At 62.3% G+C, this 20,186-nt stretch carries 20 protein-coding genes and 1 tRNA gene; 17 read left to right on the top strand and 4 right to left on the bottom strand.

What is annotated here, in order from left to right; genetic code table 11:
* The first annotated feature begins 222 nt into the window (after nt 1-222).
* From FRF71_RS06780 to FRF71_RS06765, 4 genes are all read left to right on the top strand, one after another.
* Nucleotides 223-1,443: a beta-barrel domain-containing protein gene (locus FRF71_RS06780; RefSeq protein WP_147089881.1), complete on the top strand. Its 1,221-nt coding sequence runs from the start codon at nt 223-225 to the stop codon at nt 1,441-1,443.
* Nucleotides 1,443-3,608 carry a peptidase domain-containing ABC transporter gene (locus FRF71_RS06775; protein WP_161597897.1) on the top strand — a complete coding sequence of 722 codons (2,166 nt, stop codon included), beginning with the start codon at nt 1,443-1,445 and terminating at the stop codon, nt 3,606-3,608. Before FRF71_RS06780 ends, FRF71_RS06775 begins: the two co-directional genes overlap by 1 nt.
* Nucleotides 3,605-4,105: a hypothetical protein gene (locus FRF71_RS06770; protein ID WP_147089878.1), complete on the top strand. Its 501-nt coding sequence runs from the start codon at nt 3,605-3,607 to the stop codon at nt 4,103-4,105. The genes FRF71_RS06775 and FRF71_RS06770 overlap by 4 nt, the downstream gene beginning before the upstream one ends.
* A gap of 242 nt (nt 4,106-4,347) precedes the next feature.
* Nucleotides 4,348-5,844 (top strand): hypothetical protein, encoded by a 1,497-nt coding sequence (locus FRF71_RS06765; protein WP_147089876.1) that lies wholly within the window; start codon nt 4,348-4,350, stop codon nt 5,842-5,844.
* Nucleotides 5,845-6,030: 186 nt separating this feature from the next.
* Here FRF71_RS06765 and FRF71_RS06760 read toward each other — a convergent pair whose 3' ends face one another.
* Complete coding sequence (locus tag FRF71_RS06760) at nt 6,031-6,216, bottom strand: hypothetical protein (protein ID WP_147089874.1); 186 nt, start codon at nt 6,214-6,216, stop codon at nt 6,031-6,033.
* A 234-nt stretch (nt 6,217-6,450) separates the two neighbouring features.
* Between FRF71_RS06760 and FRF71_RS06755 the strand changes: the two genes are divergently transcribed.
* Nucleotides 6,451-6,798, top strand: a complete 348-nt coding sequence (locus FRF71_RS06755; protein ID WP_147089872.1) for a hypothetical protein — start codon at nt 6,451-6,453, stop codon at nt 6,796-6,798.
* Nucleotides 6,799-7,127: 329 nt separating this feature from the next.
* On the opposite strand, the gene FRF71_RS06750 is transcribed toward FRF71_RS06755, so the two are convergent.
* Nucleotides 7,128-7,202 (bottom strand) — tRNA-Thr (locus FRF71_RS06750).
* A 111-nt stretch (nt 7,203-7,313) separates the two neighbouring features.
* Between FRF71_RS06750 and FRF71_RS15495 the strand changes: the two genes are divergently transcribed.
* The 11 genes from FRF71_RS15495 to FRF71_RS06700 are packed head-to-tail and all read left to right on the top strand — an operon-like array spanning nt 7,314 to nt 17,147.
* Nucleotides 7,314-7,451: a hypothetical protein gene (locus FRF71_RS15495; protein WP_192900042.1), complete on the top strand. Its 138-nt coding sequence runs from the start codon at nt 7,314-7,316 to the stop codon at nt 7,449-7,451.
* A 37-nt stretch (nt 7,452-7,488) separates the two neighbouring features.
* Nucleotides 7,489-8,175, top strand: coding sequence for a 2,3-diphosphoglycerate-dependent phosphoglycerate mutase (gene gpmA, locus FRF71_RS06745; RefSeq protein WP_147089871.1), 687 nt, complete (start codon nt 7,489-7,491; stop codon nt 8,173-8,175).
* A gap of 1 nt (nt 8,176) precedes the next feature.
* On the top strand, nt 8,177-8,656 hold the full coding sequence (gene purE / locus FRF71_RS06740) for a 5-(carboxyamino)imidazole ribonucleotide mutase (RefSeq protein WP_147089869.1): 480 nt from the start codon (nt 8,177-8,179) through the stop codon (nt 8,654-8,656).
* Nucleotides 8,657-8,663: 7 nt separating this feature from the next.
* Complete coding sequence (locus tag FRF71_RS06735) at nt 8,664-9,719, top strand: 5-(carboxyamino)imidazole ribonucleotide synthase (RefSeq protein ID WP_147091554.1); 1,056 nt, start codon at nt 8,664-8,666, stop codon at nt 9,717-9,719.
* Complete coding sequence (locus tag FRF71_RS06730) at nt 9,716-10,210, top strand: dihydrofolate reductase (RefSeq protein ID WP_147089867.1); 495 nt, start codon at nt 9,716-9,718, stop codon at nt 10,208-10,210. The genes FRF71_RS06735 and FRF71_RS06730 overlap by 4 nt, the downstream gene beginning before the upstream one ends.
* Before the next feature lie 23 nt (nt 10,211-10,233).
* Nucleotides 10,234-11,418, top strand: coding sequence for a dipeptidase (locus FRF71_RS06725; protein WP_147089865.1), 1,185 nt, complete (start codon nt 10,234-10,236; stop codon nt 11,416-11,418).
* Nucleotides 11,418-12,347, top strand: coding sequence for a bifunctional riboflavin kinase/FAD synthetase (locus FRF71_RS06720; protein WP_147089864.1), 930 nt, complete (start codon nt 11,418-11,420; stop codon nt 12,345-12,347). Before FRF71_RS06725 ends, FRF71_RS06720 begins: the two co-directional genes overlap by 1 nt.
* The gene (locus FRF71_RS06715) at nt 12,344-13,384 is read left to right on the top strand and encodes a glycerophosphodiester phosphodiesterase family protein (RefSeq protein ID WP_147089862.1); all 1,041 of its coding nucleotides are present in this window, start codon (nt 12,344-12,346) and stop codon (nt 13,382-13,384) included. Before FRF71_RS06720 ends, FRF71_RS06715 begins: the two co-directional genes overlap by 4 nt.
* Nucleotides 13,385-13,430: 46 nt before the next feature.
* On the top strand, nt 13,431-16,193 hold the full coding sequence (gene ileS / locus FRF71_RS06710; RefSeq protein WP_147089860.1) for an isoleucine--tRNA ligase: 2,763 nt from the start codon (nt 13,431-13,433) through the stop codon (nt 16,191-16,193).
* Nucleotides 16,190-16,720, top strand: a complete 531-nt coding sequence (gene lspA / locus FRF71_RS06705) for a signal peptidase II (RefSeq protein WP_147089859.1) — start codon at nt 16,190-16,192, stop codon at nt 16,718-16,720. The genes ileS and lspA overlap by 4 nt, the downstream gene beginning before the upstream one ends.
* Nucleotides 16,721-16,724: 4 nt before the next feature.
* Complete coding sequence (locus FRF71_RS06700) at nt 16,725-17,147, top strand: DUF3035 domain-containing protein (RefSeq protein WP_147089858.1); 423 nt, start codon at nt 16,725-16,727, stop codon at nt 17,145-17,147.
* Between the two features lie 105 nt (nt 17,148-17,252).
* On the opposite strand, the gene FRF71_RS06695 is transcribed toward FRF71_RS06700, so the two are convergent.
* Complete coding sequence (locus FRF71_RS06695) at nt 17,253-18,557, bottom strand: hemolysin family protein (protein WP_147089856.1); 1,305 nt, start codon at nt 18,555-18,557, stop codon at nt 17,253-17,255.
* A gap of 138 nt (nt 18,558-18,695) precedes the next feature.
* Here FRF71_RS06695 and FRF71_RS06690 point away from each other — a divergent pair, with 138 nt between their 5' ends.
* Nucleotides 18,696-19,388, top strand: coding sequence for a YiaD family glycine zipper/OmpA-like lipoprotein (locus FRF71_RS06690; protein WP_147089855.1), 693 nt, complete (start codon nt 18,696-18,698; stop codon nt 19,386-19,388).
* Between the two features lie 6 nt (nt 19,389-19,394).
* On the opposite strand, the gene FRF71_RS06685 is transcribed toward FRF71_RS06690, so the two are convergent.
* A complete protein-coding gene (locus tag FRF71_RS06685; RefSeq protein WP_147089853.1) occupies nt 19,395-20,174 on the bottom strand; it encodes a 3'(2'),5'-bisphosphate nucleotidase CysQ in 780 nt (259 codons plus the stop codon).
* Between the last annotated feature and the right edge of the window lie 12 nt (nt 20,175-20,186).

Raw genomic sequence — 20,186 nt, 5'->3', positions numbered from 1 at the left:
GGACTGTTCGATCGGACTGCGACGTATCAGGTTCGCTCTCCCTGGACCGTTCTACAAAGAAAACTTTTTAATTTACAAAAGTTTGCCGCGTTGACCCGCCGTGCTTTTCACCCGAGCTTTACCGCAAGGGTCAGGCCCCATTGTGTGCAGTGTGACACATAGCCTTCGGCCCGATCTGTTGGGGGGGAACGCTTGTCGACTGGCCTGTTTCGCGACGAGGTAATGGCCAGCCAGACCGACCGGCTCTATGGTGAGGTAATCCTCAGCCAGTCAGTGCCGACGCGGATCTTGACCGCCGGCATCGTTGGCATTGTCGCAGCCGCAGGCCTGTTCGTTGGCCTGGGTAGCTACTCCCGGATCGAAACCGCCAAGGGCGTCGTTGTCCCCGCGGGCCAGTCGAGCAAGGTCTTTGCGCTGCGCCCAGGGGTGATCAGCACGCTCCTGGTGCGCGAGGGAGATGCGGTGGCGGCTGGCCAGAAACTCGCCATCGTCTCTTCCGATCAACCCGCGGAAGATGGCCTACGCTATACCGAGGAAGGCGTGGCCGCCCTCGGTGCCCAGGAAGGGCTTGCCCGCGACCGGATCGCGTTGGCAGGCGACAGTGCCGCGCAGCAGCGCGCCAGGCTTGGCGCGAGCCTTGATGGCTTGGTCCAGCAACAAGCGAACCTTTCGAGACAGCTGGCGCTGCAGGCGCAGTTGGTTGCCTCAAGCCGCAACCTGTTCGAGCAGCTTGGGCCGGTGATCGAAAAGGGCTTCGTCAGCAAGCTTGAGGTCGAGCGACGGCGGCAAAGCTACATCAATGCCCAGCAGCAGGAAGCCCAGCTCAAGACGCAGCTAGACAATACGGCAACGCAGATCGCCCAGGTTGAGGCCGACCTTGGGCGGATTGTGGTCGAGCGGGCGGCCCAGGTGGTTGACGCCAAGACCGCGCTTGAGGGCTATCGCCAGCAGAAGTCGCGGCTTGAGACCGAGCGCTCCTATGCGATCAACGCGCCGATTGCCGGCCGTGTAACCGCACTCCAGACCGCGACCGGGCGCACGGTTGGCGGGCAAGTGCCGCTGCTGACGATCATCCCGGAGGCGGTCAACCTTGAAGCCGATGTCTATGTCGCCTCGCGCGCGATCGGCTTTGTGAGGGAGGGCCAGGAAGTGCGCCTCCTCTACGACGCCTTCCCTTACCAGCGCTTTGGCAGCTTTACCGGCAAGATCGCTTCGGTCTCGCGGGTGATCATTGCCCCCAATGAGCTTGATGCGCCGCTGCGGATCGAAGAGCCGGTCTACAAGGTCAAGGTCCGGCTCGAGCGCCAGGCAATCGATGCCTTCGGTCAGCAGTATCCGCTCCAGGCCGGGATGACGCTTACCGCCAATGTAATCCTCGATCGGCTCAGTTTCTGGGACTGGCTTATGGCCCCCTTGCGGGCAGTCACCAATCGGACGTCGTGATGCAGGGTCCGGAGTTCCTCAACCTTACTGGCGCGCGGCGCACGCCCTACATCGCCCAGAGCGAAGCAGCTGAGTGCGGCCTGGCCTGTATCGCCATGGTCGCGGCCTTTCATGGCTACGAGACTGACTTGGGCACGCTGCGCCAGCGCTTTTCGTTCTCGCTAAAGGGCGCAACGCTCAAGCAGTTGATGGAGGTGGCCGAAGCGATCGGCTTTAACAGTCGGCCGCTGCGGGGCGAGATCGATGACCTTGCCGAGGTCCAGCTGCCGGCCGTGCTGCACTGGGACCTTAACCACTTTGTCGTGCTGACCAAGGTGAGCAAGGGCTTTGGCGGCGAGCGCTATCATATCCACGATCCCGGCCGCGGCGCGCTGGTGGTCGGCCGCGAAGAGCTGTCGCGCCGTTTCACCGGGATCGTGCTCGAGCTTCTGAAGTCCGAGACCTTCCGCCCGGTGATTGAGCAGAACAAGCTCAAGATCACCCAGCTGTGGACCTCGATGAACGGCCTCTGGCCGAGCCTTCGGCAAATCTTCCTGCTCTCGCTGGTGCTGCAGCTGGCGGCGCTGGCGGCGCCTTTCTACATGCAGATCGCGATCGACACGGTCTTCCCAAGCTTCGATGCAGGGCTGCTCAAGGTCCTGGCACTGGGCTTTGCCGGCCTGGCGCTGATCCAGTTTGCAACCAGCTGGACCCGCTCGCTGGTGCTGCTTACCCTCAACAATGCGCTGTCCTACCAGGTCATCGTCAACCTGTTCCGCCATCTCGTCCGGCTGCCGCTGCCGTGGTTCGAGAAGCGGCACGTTGGCGATATCATCTCACGCTTCGGCTCGACCCAGCCCATCACCGCGCAGCTTTCACAAGGGCTGATCGCCTCGCTGATCGACGGGATCATGGCGCTGATCACGCTCTCGCTGATGTTTGTCTATGCGCCGGTCCTCAGCCTGCTCGCGATCGGCGCGCTGCTCGCTTACATCGGCCTTCGCCTCGCTTTCCTTCAGGCGATGAAGCTGCGCAACGTGAATGTCATCACGGCCAACGCGCAGGAAAACAGCACCTTTATCGAGACGATCCGCGGGATCGCCGCGATCAAGGCCTTTGGCCAGGAAGGCAATCGCCAGCGCCTGTGGCAGAAGAAAAAGGCCGAGGCCGTCAACGCCAATATCAAGCTGGGGCGCCTGACCGCCGGTTTTGACGCCGGCAACCAGCTGGTCGTAGGCCTGGAGAACGTGCTGTTCGTCTACCTGGCGATTGGCATGGCCTTCGATGCCAAGATCACGGTGGGCATGCTCTTCGCCTACCAGGCCTACAAGCGTCAGTTCCTTGATGCCGGGATCCGCCTGGTTGAGCAGGCGATCAACTACAACCTGTTGCAGGTCCACCTTTCGCGGATCTCGGACATTGCGCTGAGCAAGCCCGAGAACCTGGCTATCACGCACACCGGTTACGATGACACGGGCCAGCGCCACATCCCCTCGATCGAGCTGCGCAATGTCCGCTTCTCCTATGGAGTTGGTGAGCCAGAGATCCTGAAGGGCATCAACCTCAGGATCGAACCGGGCGAATCCGTCGCACTCGTTGGCCCCTCGGGCGGCGGCAAGACCACTCTCATGAAGATCATGATGGGGCTGCTCAAGCCCACCTACGGCGAGGTGCTGATCGATGGGCAGCCGCTGGAGGCCTATGGCCTCGCCCGCTGGCGCGCACAGATCGGCTCGGTCGCACAGGACGATCAGCTGTTTGCCGGCACGATCGCCGAGAACATCGCGTTCTTCGATCCCGAGCCCGACATGGCGCGGATCGAGGAAGCAGCGCGGACAGCTTGCATCGCAGACGACATCGACCGGCTGCCGATGCGCTACCAGACGCTGGTTGGGGACATGGGGTCGGTGTTCTCGGGCGGACAGAAGCAAAGGATCCTGCTGGCGCGAGCCGTTTATGGTCAACCCACCACCCTCTTCTTCGACGAGGGAACCTCGCATCTCGACAATCAAAAGCAGGATGAAGTCCTAGCTGCGATCCACGGCCTTGATGTGTCCGCCGTAATGGTTGCCCACCGATCAAGCGCGCTTGCTCAATGCAACCGCGCCATCACAGTTTTCGACGGTATCGTCGGAAAAGAGCTCCTATTGGAAGGAGCAGCTACAAACGAAGGGAACGATTTATGAATTCGTTGAGAGTCTTGTCACGCGATGAAGCAGAAGCTGTGAGTGGGGGCACAATCGTAGTGGTAGCAAATCGGATCTTTGACTGGACTAGTTATCTTGATTCATCAGGCCATTTCGTTCAACCAAACGTGATTGGAATGTCCGACCTAAGTAGCGATATAGGGGGTTCCGATGAGTATGCTCAAGTGCTCCCCATTCTGGCGGAACTTGCCAAAATTCTGGCCGCTGCGGGCATTGGCGCTTATATCAATAGCCTATTCAATGACGAGGTAGAAAAAGCCAATGCCGAACGCGATATCTCATCGAAATACGGCAATACCTCAATCGTCGCCAGCACGACCACCGACGGCAAACTTTTCGTGAAGGGGGCTGACGGCTGGTGGTATTCCGACCGAGATGGCAATGGAAAGTTTGACACGCGAACCCGCGAATCTGCCACCGCAATTGAAGTTGACCGTGGAAATGGTATCGTCTTCTTCCCTAAATCAGGAAGCTAATTCTCCTTGTTACCTTTAGATAAGCATTATTCTTTCATAAAACTCGGTGCGGCAGCATCAATTGCTGCCGCATCCTTCTGCCTGTTCGCAGACTCATCATTGCTAACATCGCAGACCGAACCAATCGGATTCGCGCGATACGAACCAAATATTCAAATTTCAAAAATTGAAATAAAGAATATATGCGCATCATTTCAACCTTTCCGAGTTGCTAGGGGCTTTTTTTCTTTAATGATCAATCCGTGGTTCGCGAAAACAGCCGCTCTCCATTCAAGGCAAGATCGGAAATTGTAGTCGCGGCACCCGGATGCGTCACTCGGTCCGGCAAGACAGGATTCTGCCAGTATCGAATGTCAGCCAGCGACGGGCTTAGAGTTGTCGGTATCAGCAATTCGTCAGATTTATTCATTGTTCACGATGACGAAAAGTGGATCAGTCGAATTAAGTTCAGCAACAATGAATTGCCCGAGGTGATTGAGAAAAGGTCAGTTAAAATTCATGATTTCGAGAATGTTTCAAATTTCAATATAACAAATGAAACGAGCGTCGATAGCTTTGTCGCCCAAGTATTGAAGACCAAGATGGAAATCGCAGATACCATCAATTCTGATCAAAGCATATTTGCATTTCACTTCAAATACTCTACTCGATCATTTATTATAAGTGACAATGGTAATCTTCGGCTTTCATTTGTTTTCAATAAACTTTACAGGTCTGATCTATCGGAAACCGACATATATGATCTAAATATGGACATTGACCAACTTCAGAGTGCAGGTTTAAAGTTAACTGCCAAAGGTCCCGATTTGCAAATCATCGATCGACCGTTCAAAACTGCTGCGGGCTTTGAAGATTTCTTTGTCGATCAGTCAATTTTGCTTAGAAGCGGAAGTGACGCATTTGCTCGCTCGGTAAAAGGCGGTCAGACAACTGATTCCTGGGGCCCGAGCAATCGAGAAACGACATCAGCCTCCTGCTATCGGGAGGCTCGGTCTCCGTACGAAGTAAAGAGTTTCGTTCACGAAGGACTCCCGATAAAAGTTATTGTTCCAATCAATCGCCGGAGGAGCGCGAAGCTAGTCGTCTATTTCTTTGGCGGCCCGTCTGGACAGTTTTTCAATAGTTTTCCGGGGCCAATCATTGAGGAGATGCTTCGCGATGGCAGAATTGTGGTCGTCCCATATACCAGCGGATCCGTTGGCGCTGGCTCTGAAACATCTCGCCGCCTAGTGAGGCTTGGCTTGAGAGCGTTCGAGACGGATGCTCAAAAGTTTCAGAGATTTCTATTAAAATATTTCAATAGATACAGTTACGATGTGGTCGGTGTAAGTTTTGGGGCTGTTCCCGCAGTGTCGACCTCCCAGTTTAATGCGGCAAAGCCAGATAAAATCATTCTGGTCGCACCGTTCACCAAGCTACTTCGACCCGATATTTATAGGTCGACAGAGAGGGCAATATTATACCAGACAAGACTTGAGAGATCCTGGTTCGGTGATCTGTCGAATCGCCGCGACGAAACCATAAATCCTTGGCTAAAAGATTTATACAGTCGACTAGCAGCGTCAGGGGTAAATTACTATTTAGTGTTGCGAAGTGTGGACCAAATTTCTCCGCCTTCCAATATTTCAGATTTCGTTGCCGGCCAGGCCAAGGGTATTAAGGTGCTAAAGGCAGATCATGAGCTTGTGACAGTTCATCCTGACACAATAGAATTTGTAAGTCAGAAGCTGCATGAGTAGAATTTTTCGATCTTACCTCGGATTTTTCAGCTTATGATTTTGACGGCAATCGCGTTTGGTTCGGCAGTAGCCTTACCCCTCTATAGAATTAAGGGATGATCAGAATTCAAAGCAGGGTTGGCAGACCTAGCGGTCGCTAACCGGCAATGTGCATCCCTGGAAACCTTCCGAAGCCGACAGATCCCGCTATTGCTCTTCCGAGCGGCCACGGTCCGTCCCGAGACAGTCGATGGCGGTCTGCACGTGGACTGCCGCCATCCAGTCTCCCAGGCGATCGAGATCGGCCAAGATCATCAGCAGGCGCTGGCGCAGCTCTTCCCTGCGCGGGTAGGACGCGCCAGGCGGCTCGAGTGGGTGGTCGTCCGTCGGCATGGGTTGTTCGCCACCCGTGTCAGAAAGGTTAGCTAAGTCTGGATCGCCACTACGACAGTCGTCGGAACCTTCGGCTTATCTTCAGATCAGGGCAACCCCATAGTTGATGCACTACCAATGGTATGGCGGACCCGGCCGCTTGGAATCAAATTACACTTCCGCCCAGGCCAATGTTTTTTTGTTGCGTTTCTTGAATCTGCATTCATATTGGCATGGCGCGTCAGGGGGCATCCGATGAGCAGTTCGAAACCCGCACTTCCCACGCATCTCATCAGCGATACCGACATCCCCCTTGATGACTGGCTAAACCTCGTCAGGATCGTGCGTGAGCGCCGTGACCGGGTCTTTGGTGCCGACCTTTTTCATGACCCGGCAATGTCGATTCTCGTGCTCCTCGGAAGAGAAGCCAGCAAAGGGGGTCTGCCGTTCGAGATCATTGCTGGCGCTGCAAGGTTATCGTCAGAGGCAGCCCGCCGATGGCTGCTGATTCTGGTTGATCGGGGCTTTATCGAAGCAATGCACGCAGATCGGTTCAAGCTGTCTGCCGACGGTAGAGCAAGGCTTGAGAGTGTGTACTCCTGATCGCTGTGCGCAGAATTACCGGGTTGGGCTGCGACATTCTGTTAACCATAAATTAGGCGGCCGGATCTAGTTCGGATTGCGGAGGCGCTCCGGCTTCGCCGAATGACGCCAAACGTCGCTACGGCCCTGCCGAACGCCTCCAACCCCTCACCCGGCGGCATCTGCACAAAACGAGCGAGGACCCTTCACTCTCCTCCGGCTCAAGCAAGGCAATGGCGCCGTTGAGGCCAGTAGTGGCTCACCAACCCTGGCTGACAAAGCGCACAGTTTCCGGCCTCTCTTGCGAGAGGCTGAAAAATGTGTGGGGATCAGGTTCTTGAGGAGTGGAATGGTGCTGCTGGGGAGGATTGAACTCCCGACCTCAGCCTTACCAAGGATGCGCTCTACCACTGAGCTACAGCAGCCAACCATTCGGATAGCCCGCAGCGGCAAGGCCGGTCCGGGCAGGGGCGCGCTATTGGCCGTGCCCCCTTGCTTTGTCAAGCGTGAGCCTGTTAGCGACTATGTGATTGCCGATGGGTAAAGACAGCAACCTCTCACGCGAAGAGCGCCTGGCCGCGAAGCTCAGGGAAAACCTGCGGCGGCGCAAGGAGCAGGCGCGCGCGCTTTCCGAAGGTAATCCGCCCCTTCCCAAAGGCACAGAGCCTCGCTAGGGGCGGGTGCTCCTAAGTCAATTGCGGAGCCAAGCCCTTGCCGCGCCTGATTCTCGTCCGTCATGGCCAGTCCCAGTGGAATCTCGAAAACCGCTTCACCGGCTGGTGGGATGTCGACCTGACCGCCAAGGGCGAGGAAGAGGCCCGCGCAGCTGGGGCGCTGCTGAAGGCGAAGGGCATGCTGCCGACACTGGCCTTCACTTCACTCCAGACCCGCGCGATTCGCACGCTGCACCTGGCACTGGAAGCCGCCGGCCGGGTCTGGATCCCCGAAACCAAGGACTGGCGGCTCAACGAGCGGCACTATGGCGGGCTGACCGGGCTCGACAAGGCCGAGACCGCTGCCAAGCACGGCGATGAGCAGGTCAAGATCTGGCGGCGCAGCTTCGACATTCCGCCGCCGGTGCTGGAAGACGGCTCTGCGTTCGATCTCAAGGCCGACCCGCGCTATGCCGGGATCGCGATCCCGTCGACCGAGAGCCTCAAGGACACTATCGCCCGCGTCCTGCCCTATTACGAGGCGGCGATTGCCCCGGCGCTGAAGGCGGGCGAGGTTGTGCTGGTGGCCGCGCACGGCAATTCGCTGCGCGCGCTGGTCAAGCACCTATCGGGCATTTCCGATGCCGACATCACCGGCCTGGAGATTCCGACTGGGCAGCCGATCGTCTATGAACTGGACGACACCCTGACCGCGCTTGAGCGCTATTACCTGTCGGAGCGTTGAGATGAGCGCACCTGTCGCCATCGTCATGGGCAGCCAGTCGGACTGGGCGACGATGAAGTGCGCCGCCGACGCGCTCGACAAGCTGGGCGTGGCTTATGACGCGCGGATCGTCTCGGCCCACCGCACCCCGCAGCGGCTGGTGGCCTTTGCCGAAGGTGCCGCCGATGAAGGCTTCAAGGTGATCATCGCCGGGGCTGGCGGTGCCGCACACCTGCCGGGCATGGTGGCCAGCATGACGCACCTGCCGGTGCTGGGCGTGCCGGTGCAGTCCAAGGCGCTGTCGGGCCAGGACAGCCTGCTCTCGATCGTGCAGATGCCCGCTGGCATCCCGGTCGGCACCCTGGCGATTGGCGAAGCCGGCGCAACCAATGCCGGGCTGCTCGCCGCCGCGATCCTGGCGACGACCGACCCGGCGCTGGCGGAAAAGATCAAGGCCTTCCGCACCGCGCAAAGCGCCAGCGTCGCCGAGCGACCGAGCTGAGGCCATGTTGATCCCCCCGGGCGAAACGATCGGCATTCTCGGGGGCGGCCAGCTGGGCCGAATGCTGGCCATGGCTGCGGCGCGGCTGGGTTACCGGGTCCATATCTTCGCGCCCGAGCGCGATTCGATCGCGGCTGACGTCGCCGCGCAGTTCACCTGTGCCCAGTGGAACGATGCCACCGCCCTGGCCGCCTTTGCCGCCGACTGTGCCGTGGTAACCTATGAGTTCGAGAATGTGCCGGTCGCCCCGCTCAGGGCGCTCGGCGATGTCGCCCTGCTGCCGAATGCCCGCGCGCTGGAAGTGGCGCAGGACCGGCTGAACGAGAAGCGGTTCGTCACCGATCTTGGGGGCAGGCCCGCGCCCTTTGCAGCAGTCGATACGGCCGAAGACCTTGCCCAGGCGCTCGAAACCATCGGCTCGCCCGGCATCCTCAAGACCCGGCGCGATGGTTATGACGGCAAGGGCCAGTGGCGGATCATGGCTGATCACGATGCCGATGGCGTGGTGCTGACGGGCCAGCCGCTGGTCTATGAAGGCTTCGTCCACTTCACGGCGGAGTTCAGCGTGATCCTGTGCCGTGCCCAGGACGGCACGATCGTGTTCTGGGACAGCGCCGAAAACCTCCACAAGGGCGGCATCCTTGATCGCTCGACCGTGCCCGCCAGGGCGGATGTTGCGGGACAGGTACCGGCCGCGCGTGAACTGGCCGCCAAGGTGGCCGCGGCGCTCGAATACGTCGGAGTGCTGACGCTGGAGTTCTTCGCGACGGCTGACGGCCCCGTGTTCAATGAGATGGCCCCGCGGGTCCACAATTCCGGCCACTGGACTATCGAGGGCGCGCTCACCAGCCAGTTTGAGAACCATGTCCGCGCGATCTGCGGCCTGCCGCTGGGCGATCCGGCGCTGGCAGCGCGGGGCGTGGAGATGTGGAACCTGATCGGCGACGAGGCACATGACTGGGCCCCGATCCTGTCCGACCCACGCAACCACCTGCATCTCTACGGCAAGGCCGCCGCGCGCCCCGGCCGCAAGATGGGCCACGTCACCCGGCTGACCCTGTGAAACAGCGCGAAATCTTCTTCGTGGTCGCGGTTGCGGCCAATGGCGTGATCGGGAACGACGGAGGCATGCCTTGGCACCTTCCGGCTGACTTGCGGCATTTCAAGGCGCTGACCACGGGCAAGCCGATGATCATGGGCCGCAAGACCTTTGAATCGCTGCCTGGGCTGCTGCCCGGCCGCCGTCATATCGTGCTGACCCGCGATACCGACTGGGCCGAGGAAGGTGCGGAAGTTGCCCACTCGCCCGAAGAGGCAATTGCCCTTGCCAATGCGCCGCATATCGCGGTGATCGGTGGGGCAGAGATTTATCACCAGTTCCTGCCCTATGCCGACCGGATTGAATGGACCGAGGTGGCTGCCGAACCCACGGGTGACACGCGTTTCCCCGAATTCGACCGCAGCCAGTGGACCGAAACGGCGCGTGAGGAACACCCGGCGGATGGACGTTTGCCGGGGTTTGCTTTCGTCACCCTGCAACGTAAACCCGCCTGACGGGAACGGAGAAGGGGATAGCGATGCGCAAACGGGTCTGGGTGCCGCTGGCCGCGCTGGCGCTGGGTGCGGTCGGCTTTTTCGGCATTGCCCCCGGCTATGTCGAAGCTGGCATGAACAAGATCGACGGCCAGCCTGGCATTCCCGTCAGCGCCGAGGCCAAGGCGCTGCACCAGACCTTACAGATCGTTGATCTCCATTCCGATACGCTGATGTGGCGGCGCGACCTGCTGAAAGCCGCCGACCGAGGCCACGAAGACCTGCCCCGGCTGCAAGCGGGCAACGTTGCGCTGCAGCTCTTCTCGAGTGTCACCAAGACCCCGCGCGGGCAGAACTATGATGGCAACTCGGGTGAGACTGACAACATTACCCCGCTGGTGATTGCCCAGCTCCAGCCGGTCCGGACCTGGTTCTCGCTGACCGAGCGGTCGCTTTTCCATGGCGAGAAGCTGGACAGGGCGGTCGCCAATTCGGGCGGCAAGCTGGCCAAGGTCAGTGATCCGGCCTCGCTCGACGCGCTGCTCGGGGCGCGGCAGGCAGGCAAGGGACCAGTCGGCGCCATGCTCACCATCGAAGGCCTGCAAAGCCTCGGAGGCCAGCTCGCAAACCTCGACAAGCTCCACGCCGCCGGCTTCCGGATGGCCAGCCTATCGCACTTCTTCGACAACGACATCGCCGGGTCGATGCACGGGGTGAAGAAGGGCGGGATCACGCCGCTCGGCTGGCAGGTCGTGGCGCGGATGGAAGAGCTGGGGATAATTATCGACATCGCCCACCTTTCGCACCAGGGCGTGGCCGAACTCCTGCCCAAGGTGCGCCGCCCGGTCGTTTCCAGCCACGGCGGGGTCCAGGCGACCTGCAAGACCAACCGCAACCTCTCCGATGACGAGATCCGCGCTGTCGCCAAGACCGGCGGGATCGTGGGCATCGGCTATTGGGACGGCGCAATCTGCGACACGTCCCCACGCGCCGCCGCCAAGGCGATGAAGCATGTCCGCGATCTGGTCGGCATTAGCCACGTGGCCCTCGGCAGCGACTATGACGGGGCGACCACCGTGCGGTTCGACACCAGCGGTCTCGTCCAGGTCACCCAGGCGCTGTTGGACGAAGGCTTTACGCCCGATGAAATTCGCGCGGTGATGGGCGGCAACGCCCTGCGCGTGATCCGCGCCGGGATCATGCCCTTGAACGAGACGACGCTGCCGTAATGACGATCCCGCGCCTTCTTGCCTCTGACCCCATGCCCGATCCCTTGCGCGGCGCGATCATCGCGCTGGGCAATTTCGATGGCTTCCACCTGGGCCACCAGGCCGTGGCGGGCGAAGCGATTGCCTGGGCCAGGGCGGAGGGCCGCCCGGCGATCGTCGCGACTTTCGATCCGCACCCGGTGCGCTTCTTCAAGCCCGATGCCGCGCCGTTCCGGCTGACCACGCTGGACCAGCGGCAGGAACTGTTCGCGGCGGCAGAGGCCGATGCCATGCTAGTCTTCGCGTTCGACGCTGAACTGGCCTCGACCACGGCCGAGGATTTCATGGCCAAGCTGCTGGTCGAACGGCTGGGTGCGGCGGGCGTGGTGACTGGTGAGGATTTCACTTTCGGCAAGGGCCGCGGCGGCAATATCGAACTGCTCAAGACCCGCGGGGCCGAACTGGGCCTGTCCTCGCGCGCGGTCGGCCCGGTCATGCTGGACGGTGAAGTCGTCTCATCCAGCCGCATTCGCGAGGCGCTCAAGACCGGCGATTGCGAGACCGCGACCCGCCTGCTCACCCGCCCCTTCGCAATCCGCGGTGTGGTCCAGCATGGCGACAAGGTTGGGCGGACGATCGGCTTTCCCACGGCCAACCTGCCGCTCGGCAACTATCTGCGCCCGCATTACGGGATCTATGCCGTCTCCTCGCAGCTGGCGGATGGCACCCGCCTCCACGGCGCGGCCAACCTCGGCATCCGCCCCAGCTTCGACCCGCCCAAGGAACTGCTGGAGCCGCATTTCTTTGACTGGTCGGGCGATCTTTACGGGCAGGAGATCGAGGTGGCGTTCCACCATTTCCTGCGACCCGAGGCCAAGTTCGACAGCCTGGATGCGCTGACCCAGCAGATGCTGGTCGATTGTGACCAGGCACGAAAGCTCCTGGCATGACGGTATGGGGCCGGCGGATCGGCTTCGTTCTCGCCCTCGCCTTCCTGGTGCTGACTTTCGTCAACGCCTCGTGGCTGGCGGATAGTCCCAGGGGTTACGTCAAACTGGTCGCGCACCGCGGGCTGATGCAGCTGCCCCGCCCCGATGCGGCGGGCGACTGCAAGGCCCAGGCGATCGAGCCGCCGATCCACGACTTTATCGAGAACACCTTGCCCGCCCTCGCCCAGGCCAAGCGGCTGGGGGCGCAGATGATCGAGATCGATCCAGCCCCCACCGCCGATGGCCGGTTTGTGCTGTTTCATGAGGCGGCGCTCGATTGCCGCACCAATGGCACGGGCCCGGTCAGTGCCCAGACGCTGGAGCAATTGAAGGCGCTCGACGCCGGGTACGATTACAGCCCCGATGGCGGCAAGACCTTCCCGCTGCGCGGCCTTGGCCAGGGCCTGATCCCGAGCCTGGAAGAGGCGCTGGCCACCGCGGGCGATACCGCGCTGCTGTTCAACCTGCGTTTTGCCGATGGCGCAACTGCGGCGCGGTTCGTTGCGGCGCTGAAAGCCACCGGGCGCGATCCGGTGGCGCGGCGCGATGCCTTTTCCGGGTCAGAGGCCGCTCTCGCCCCGATCCGTGCGGCCTGGCCCGGGGTGCTGGCCTATAGCGACGAGCAGGTCGAAGCCTGCACCCGCGCTTACCTGTGGCAGGGCTGGCTCGGCCTCACCCCAGCCGCTTGCCAGGGCAGCATGATCGCCATTCCGCTCAACCGGCAGTGGGCCTTTGCCGGCTGGCCCAACCGGCTGCAGGCGCGGATGGAAGCTGCTGGAGCCAAGGTCATGCTGATCGGGCCCAGCGCCGACAAGCCGCGCGGCCTGGATCTGCCCGAGCAGGTCGGCGAGATTCCGGCAAGCTTCACCGGCTATGTCTGGGTGGACGATATCTGGAGCGTCGGTCCGGCGCTGCGCCCGGCCTTCAACAAGCGCAACCCGCGCGAGCAGGCCGAACTGGCCAAGGCGCTCGATGCCCGGCGCGCGGCGCGTGATTAAGCCGGGACTGGCGCGACTTGTGCCTTTGCTCTAACGGCGGCACGCCATGACTGAGAAGCGCGACTACCGAGACACCGTCTTCCTGCCGAAGACCGAGTTCCCCATGAAGGCGGGCCTGCCTCAGAAGGAGCCCGGCATTCAGGCGCGCTGGGAGGCCGAGAAGCTTTACGAGCAGCTGCGCGATGCCCGCCGCGGCCGGCCCAAGTTCATGTACCATGACGGCCCGCCCTATGCGAACGGCGACATGCATATCGGCCATGCGCTGAACCATACGATCAAGGACATGGTCTGCCGCACCCAGAACCTGCTGGGCAAGGACGCGCCCTATGTGCCCGGGTGGGATTGCCACGGCCTGCCGATCGAATGGAAGGTTGAGGAGCAGTACCGCAAGGCCAAGAAGAACAAGGACGAGGTTCCGCTCCTTGAATTCCGCGCCGAATGCCGCGCCTATGCCCAGCACTGGGTCGATGTGCAGCGCGGGCAGCTGAAGCGGCTGGGGGTGATGGCCGATTGGGATAACCCGTACCTGACCATGCAGCCCGAGAGCGAGGCGACGATCGTCGCCGAACTGCTCAAGTTCGCGGAGAGCGGCCAGCTCTATCGCGGGGCCAAGCCGGTGATGTGGTCCCCGGTCGAAAAGACGGCGCTGGCCGAAGCCGAGGTCGAGTACGAGGACATCACCTCGACCCAGATCGACGTGGCCTTCGAGATTGTCGAAAGCACGATCCCCGAACTGGTCGGCGCCCACGCGGTGATCTGGACGACCACGCCTTGGACGATCCCGGTGAACCAGGCGGTCGCCTATGGGCCGGAGGTCGAATACCGCCTTTGCCGGAAGCGCAACTATGATGGCCGCCAGTATCTGGTCGGACTGGAGCTGATGGCAGCTTTCGGCGCGCGCATCGGCGACGAACTCATTCCAGTCAAAGCACTAAAGGGCTCCGACCTCGCCGGCACCGTGGCCCGCCACCCGATGCACCACCTCGGCGGGTTCTTTGCCGAACCGCGGCCGTTGCTCCCCGGCGATTTCGTCACCATCGACAGCGGCACCGGCCTGGTCCACATGGCGCCCGACCACGGCGAGGACGATTTCGAGCTGTGCAAGGCGCACGGCCTGAACCCCAAGTTCGCGGTCGAAGGCGATGGCAAGTACCGCGAGGACTGGGGCTGGCTGGGCGGGCAGGGCTCGGTCATCAACCCCAAGTTCAACGCGCCCGACGGACCGATCTGTGCGGACCTGCGCGAAATTGGCTGCCTGCTGGCCGCCAGCGCCGATTATCAGCACAGCTATCCGCACTCGTGGCGTTCCAAGGCCAAGGTGATCTACCGCTGCACCCCGCAGTGGTTCGTGCCGATGGACCAGCCGCTCGCCTATGGCCGCACCCTGCGCGAAACCGCGCTGAGCGAGATCGAACGCGTCCAGTTCACCCCAGAAAAGGGCCGCAACCGGATCGGTTCGATGGTCGCGGGGCGGCCCGACTGGGTGCTCAGCCGCCAGCGCGCCTGGGGCGTGCCGATGACGCTGTTCGTCAACCGCAAGTCGGGCGACTACCTGGTCGATCCGGAAGTCAACGCGGCGATCATTGCCGCGGTCCGGGCCGAGGGGATGGACGCCTGGACCCCCGATACCGCGCACCGCTTCCTGGAAGGCAAGTACGATCCCAGCGAGTGGGAACCGGTTGCCGACATTCTGGACGTCTGGTTCGATTCGGGCGCCAGCCATGCCTATGTGCTCGACTCAGGGCGCTGGCCCGACCTCTCGTGGCCGGCCGACATCTATGTCGAGGGCAGCGACCAGCATCGCGGCTGGTTCCAGTCCAGCTTGCTCGAAAGCTGCGCCACCCGCGGCCGCGCGCCTTATGACCGGATCCTGACCCACGGCTTCACCATGGACGCCAAGGGCATGAAGATGTCCAAGTCGCTCGGCAACACGATCGACCCGATCAAGGTGATGGAAACCTACGGCGCCGACATCATCCGGCTGTGGGCGTTGACGGTCGACTTTACCGAGGACCACCGGATCGGCGACGAGATCCTGAAGGGCGTGTCCGACCAGTACCGCAAGCTGCGTAACACCTTCCGCTATCTGCTGGGCGCGCTCGATGGCTATGACCATGCGGCTGAGGGCGTCGAAGTGGCGCAGATGCCCGAGCTGGAGCGCTATATGCTCGGCCAGCTCAAGCGGCTCGACAGCACGATCCGCGCGGCGATCGATAGCTATGACTTCAACGAATATACCCGCGCGCTGACCGACTTCTGCAACGAGGACCTTTCGGCCTTCTTCTTCGATATCCGCAAGGACCGGCTCTATTGCGACGATCCGGCCGGGATCGAACGCCGCGCCTACCGCACCGTGCTGGATATCCTGTTCCAGGCGCTGGTCCGCTATGCCGCGCCGGTGCTGGTCTTCACGTCCGAGGAAGTCTGGGCCACCCGCTTCCCCGATCGCGGCAGCGTGCACCTGCAGGAACTGCACGAGCTGCCGGAAGAATGGCTCGACGATGCGCTGGCGGAGCGCTTTGCCGCGCTTCGCGCCCTGCGCGGGCAGGTGCTCGAAGCGATCGAACCGCTGCGCCGGGAGAAAGTGCTGGGTTCGGGGCTTGAGGCGGAAGTGACTGTCCCGGCCGATGCCCCCGAGGGCGATCTGGCCGAACTGTTCATCACCGCGAAAGTCACGCGCGGGCAAGGCGGCGGCGTGACCGTCACCCGAACCTCTGACCACAAGTGCGGCCGCTGCTGGCGCCACCTGCCCGACGTGGCGGAAGATGGCGATCTGTGCGGCCGCTGCGAAAGCGTGGTCGGCGCATGAGCCAGCTGTTCACCCGCAACCGCCTGATCGGCCTGATCCTGGCGGCAGTGATCTACGCCCTGGACCAGTGGATCAAGTACCACGTCACCTGGACGCTCCGCCTGCCGGAAAAGGGCAAGATTGACCTGCTGCCGTTCTTCGACCTGACCTGGGTGGAGAATTATGGCGTCTCGCTCGGCATGCTGACCGCGCAATCGATGGAGATGCGCTGGGGGCTGGTGGCGCTGACCAGTGTGATTGCATTGGTCGTGTTCGTGTGGATCATGCGCGAGAAGGCCTTTGCCGATATCCTGGGCCTGTCGCTGGTCCTGGGCGGGGCGGCCGGCAATATCGACGATCGGATGAACTTCGGCTTCGTGGTCGACTATGCCGATTTCCACATCGGTGATTTCCGGCCATTCCTGGTCTTCAACCTGGCCGATGCGGCGATCACCATCGGCGTCCTGATTATCCTTGCCCGTTCGTTCCTGATCCGCGAAAAGGCGGAACAGAAAAGCGATGCGGGTGCTCCCGTGACGGAGAATTGAGACAATGCGCAAGTACTTGGCCAGCAAATCGATGGTTTTGGCCGTAATTGGCTCCGCCACGCTCCTCTCGGGCTGCGGCAGCACCGGCCTGTTCAACCGTGACCGGCCTGACGAGTTTGCCGTGCAGCGCCAGGCACCGCTGGTGATCCCGCCCGATTTCGCCCTGACGCCGCCGGCCCCCGGCGCGCCGCGTCCGTCGGACCGCAGCGCCGCCCAGCAGGCGCAGGACGCACTGTTTGGCCCGCCTGCGCCGCGCAGCAGCATCGAAACCACCGCCGGCAACCGCGCCGGGACGGCCGCCGCCTCGATCCGCTCGACCGTTGGCGATCCCAAGACCAACACAGTCGCCAAGGGTGACGTGACCCGCGACATCATCGCCGCCCCGCAGGGCGACGGGCGCGAGGCACAGGCCGTTATCGGCGGCTGAGCTTTCGGATTATCGGTGAATGCAGAAGGGCTCGTCCGCCGGACGGGCCCTTCTCCTTTTTATTCGTCGTCCCCGCTTTCGCGGGGGTGACGAATTGGTCTGGGTTCAATCCTGCTCCACGACCTGGCTGACCAGCAGCTTGTCGATCTTGCGGCCGTCCATATCGACCACTTCGAAACGCCAGCCTTGCTCGGTGAAGTGCTCGCCTTCATGCGGCAGCTTCTTCATCACCCAAAGCGCGAAGCCTGCGGCAGTGGCGAAGTCACGGTCATCGGGCAGGTCGATCCCCAGCCGCTCTGCCAGGGCATCAGCCGGCAGCGCGCCTGCCACCAGCAGCGTACCATCCTCGCGCGTCACCACATGCGGATCGTCGCCTGCGTCGGCATGGCTGGCAAAGCTGCCGACAATCGCCTCGAGCAAGTCCGCCGGAGTCACCACGCCTTCGAGGTGGCCATACTCGTCATGGACCAGCGCCATCGATACCCCCGATTGCTGCAGGATGCGCAGTGCGTCCATCGCATCAAGCTGGTCGGGTACCACCTCGGCCTTCTTCATTACCCGCGCGATCTGGACCCGCTTGCCGGCAAGCAGCAGCGCCTGGACATCGCGGACCTTGACCACGCCAACGATATTGTCGGGCGAGCCATCGGCGACCGGCAGAAGCGAGTGCGGGCTGCCCTTGATCGCGGTGCGAATTTCGTCCTCGCTGGCACGGCGATCGATCGTGTCGAGCTCGGTCCGCGGCGTCATCAGTTCGCGCACCGGGCGGTCGGCGAGCTTCATGATCCCGGTCATGATCTGCCGTTCGTCCTCTTCGATCGCGCCAGAACGGGTCGCCTCGGCGAAGATCATGTGCAGCTCTTCGGCGGTCACCCCGGCCTCGCCGCCATGGCGCACGCCCATCAGGCGCAGCAGCAAGGCGGAAGAGCGATCAAGCAGCCAGACAAACGGCGCCGTCACCCGCGCCACGATCGCCATTGGCAAGGCGGCCAGCATGGCAATCGGCTCGGCCGCGCGCAGCGCCACCTGCTTCGGCACCAGTTCGCCCACCACCAGGCTGAAGTAGGTAGTCAGCGCGATGACCAGGGCAAAGCCGGAAACATCGGCGTAGCGTTCGGGAACGCCTAGCATGGCCAGCCGCTCACCGGTCGGCCCGCCCAGGCTGGCGCCCGAATAGGCCCCGGCGATGATCCCGACCAGGGTGATCCCGATCTGCACAGTCGAGAGGAACTTGCCCGGATCGGAAGCAAGCAGCAGCGCCATCTTCGCCCCGGCATGGCCGCGCTCGGCCTGGACCTTCAGCCGAGCCGGGCGCGCTGAAACGATCGCCAGCTCGGACATCGAGAACAAGCCGTTGAGCAGGATCAGCCCTGCAATGATAGCTACGTCGGTCCAGGGAAAGGGTGTCACGCGGCGAGTGCTAGCAGGAATAGGTCGAGCCGCGAAGGGGGAAGCCCCAACTCATTGACAATGCAACCATCCACCTTCCATTCAGGTTATGGCGCGCAGGGTCGTTGCAAATACCCATGTCCTAAAGGGGATAAGATCATGAAGAAGTCCCGCCTGCTGATTTCAGCTTTCGCCGCATTCTCGCTCGTTACCGTGTCGGGCTGCGTTACCGATCCCAACACCGGCGAGAAGAAGGTCTCGCGCACCGCAATCGGCGGTGCAGGCGGCGCGCTCGCCGGCTTGCTGCTGGGCGGCCTGATCGGCGGCAAGACAGGGCGCATCGTTGGCGCCGGGATCGGCGGCATCGCCGGGGCTGCAGTCGGCTACACGATGGACAAGCAGATCAAGGAACTGAAGGAGCAGACCGCCGGCTCCGGCGTCGACGTGACCGAGACTGACAATGGTTCGGCAATCCTGGTCAACCTGCCCGATGGCGTGACTTTCGATGTCGCCAGCTACACACTCAAGCCGACCTTCCGCACCACGCTGGACCAAGTGGCCGAAAGCCTGATCAGGTATCCCAACAGCCTGATCGATGTTTACGGTCACACCGATTCGACCGGATCGGACGCCTATAACCAGACTCTGTCCGAAAACCGCGCCCGCACTGTCGCGGGCTACCTGCAGTCGCGCGGCGTGCCGGCAGCGCGGATCCGCAGCCAGGGTTTTGGGGAAACGATGCCGATTGCGGACAACGCCACCGAGGCGGGCCGGACCAAGAACCGCCGGGTCGAGATCAAGATCGTACCGGTGACCCAGGAAGACGTGCAGGCCGCCCGCGCCGGCCAGTAACCACCGCTAACCGGCGAGCGCCCTGGCCCGGTCGGCTAGGCGCTCGACCGCGGCGGCGTGGATATCGGGCGCCGATACCAGCACGCCGAAATCCCGCGGATCGCGCTTGTTGTAGTTTAGCGGTTCGCCAAAGGCATCGCTGACCGCCGCACCCGCTTCGCGCGCGATCAGGGCGGCGGCACCGATATCCCATTCAAAACCCCAGCGCAGCGTCGCAACCAGATCGGCTTCGTCTGCCGCGACCATCGCAATCCGCAACGCGATCGAATTGGGCCGCTCAACCGGGACCAAATCGAGATCGCTTTTCGGCAGGGTATCAGCCGGCACGCGTGAACCGGGAAACTCGGTCCGGCGGCTGGCGGCCAGCTTCACCCCGTTGCGCCAGGCCCCCTGCCCTGCCTCGGCCGACCACAGCTCGTCCCGCGCCGGCGCGCAGAGCAGGCCGAGCAAGGGCCGGCCCGAACTGACCAGCGCAACCGAAACCGCCCAGCCGGGCCGGCCGCGGATGTAGTCGCGCGTTCCGTCAATCGGATCGACCAACCAAAGCAGACCGCCATCAAGCCGCTCGGGCGCATCGATCGTCTCTTCCGAGAGCCAGCCGGCCGAGGGCAACAGCGCCGCGAGTTCGCGCTTTAGGAACACGTCGACCGCTAGGTCGGCCTCGCTGACCGGGCTGCCGGGATCTTTTTCCCAGCTTTCCAGCGCATGGCCATGCCCCGGCCATCGACCGAGCGCAATCCGCCCGGCTTCGCGGACAATGTCTTCAAGGCGGGCGCGGTCGATCATTGCTCCCGATTT

This window comes from Novosphingobium ginsenosidimutans (assembly GCF_007954425.1).
Lineage (GTDB): Bacteria > Pseudomonadota > Alphaproteobacteria > Sphingomonadales > Sphingomonadaceae > Novosphingobium > Novosphingobium ginsenosidimutans.
Note: the sequence above shows the minus strand (reverse complement) of the source record. Positions and strands in the feature narration are given on the sequence as shown.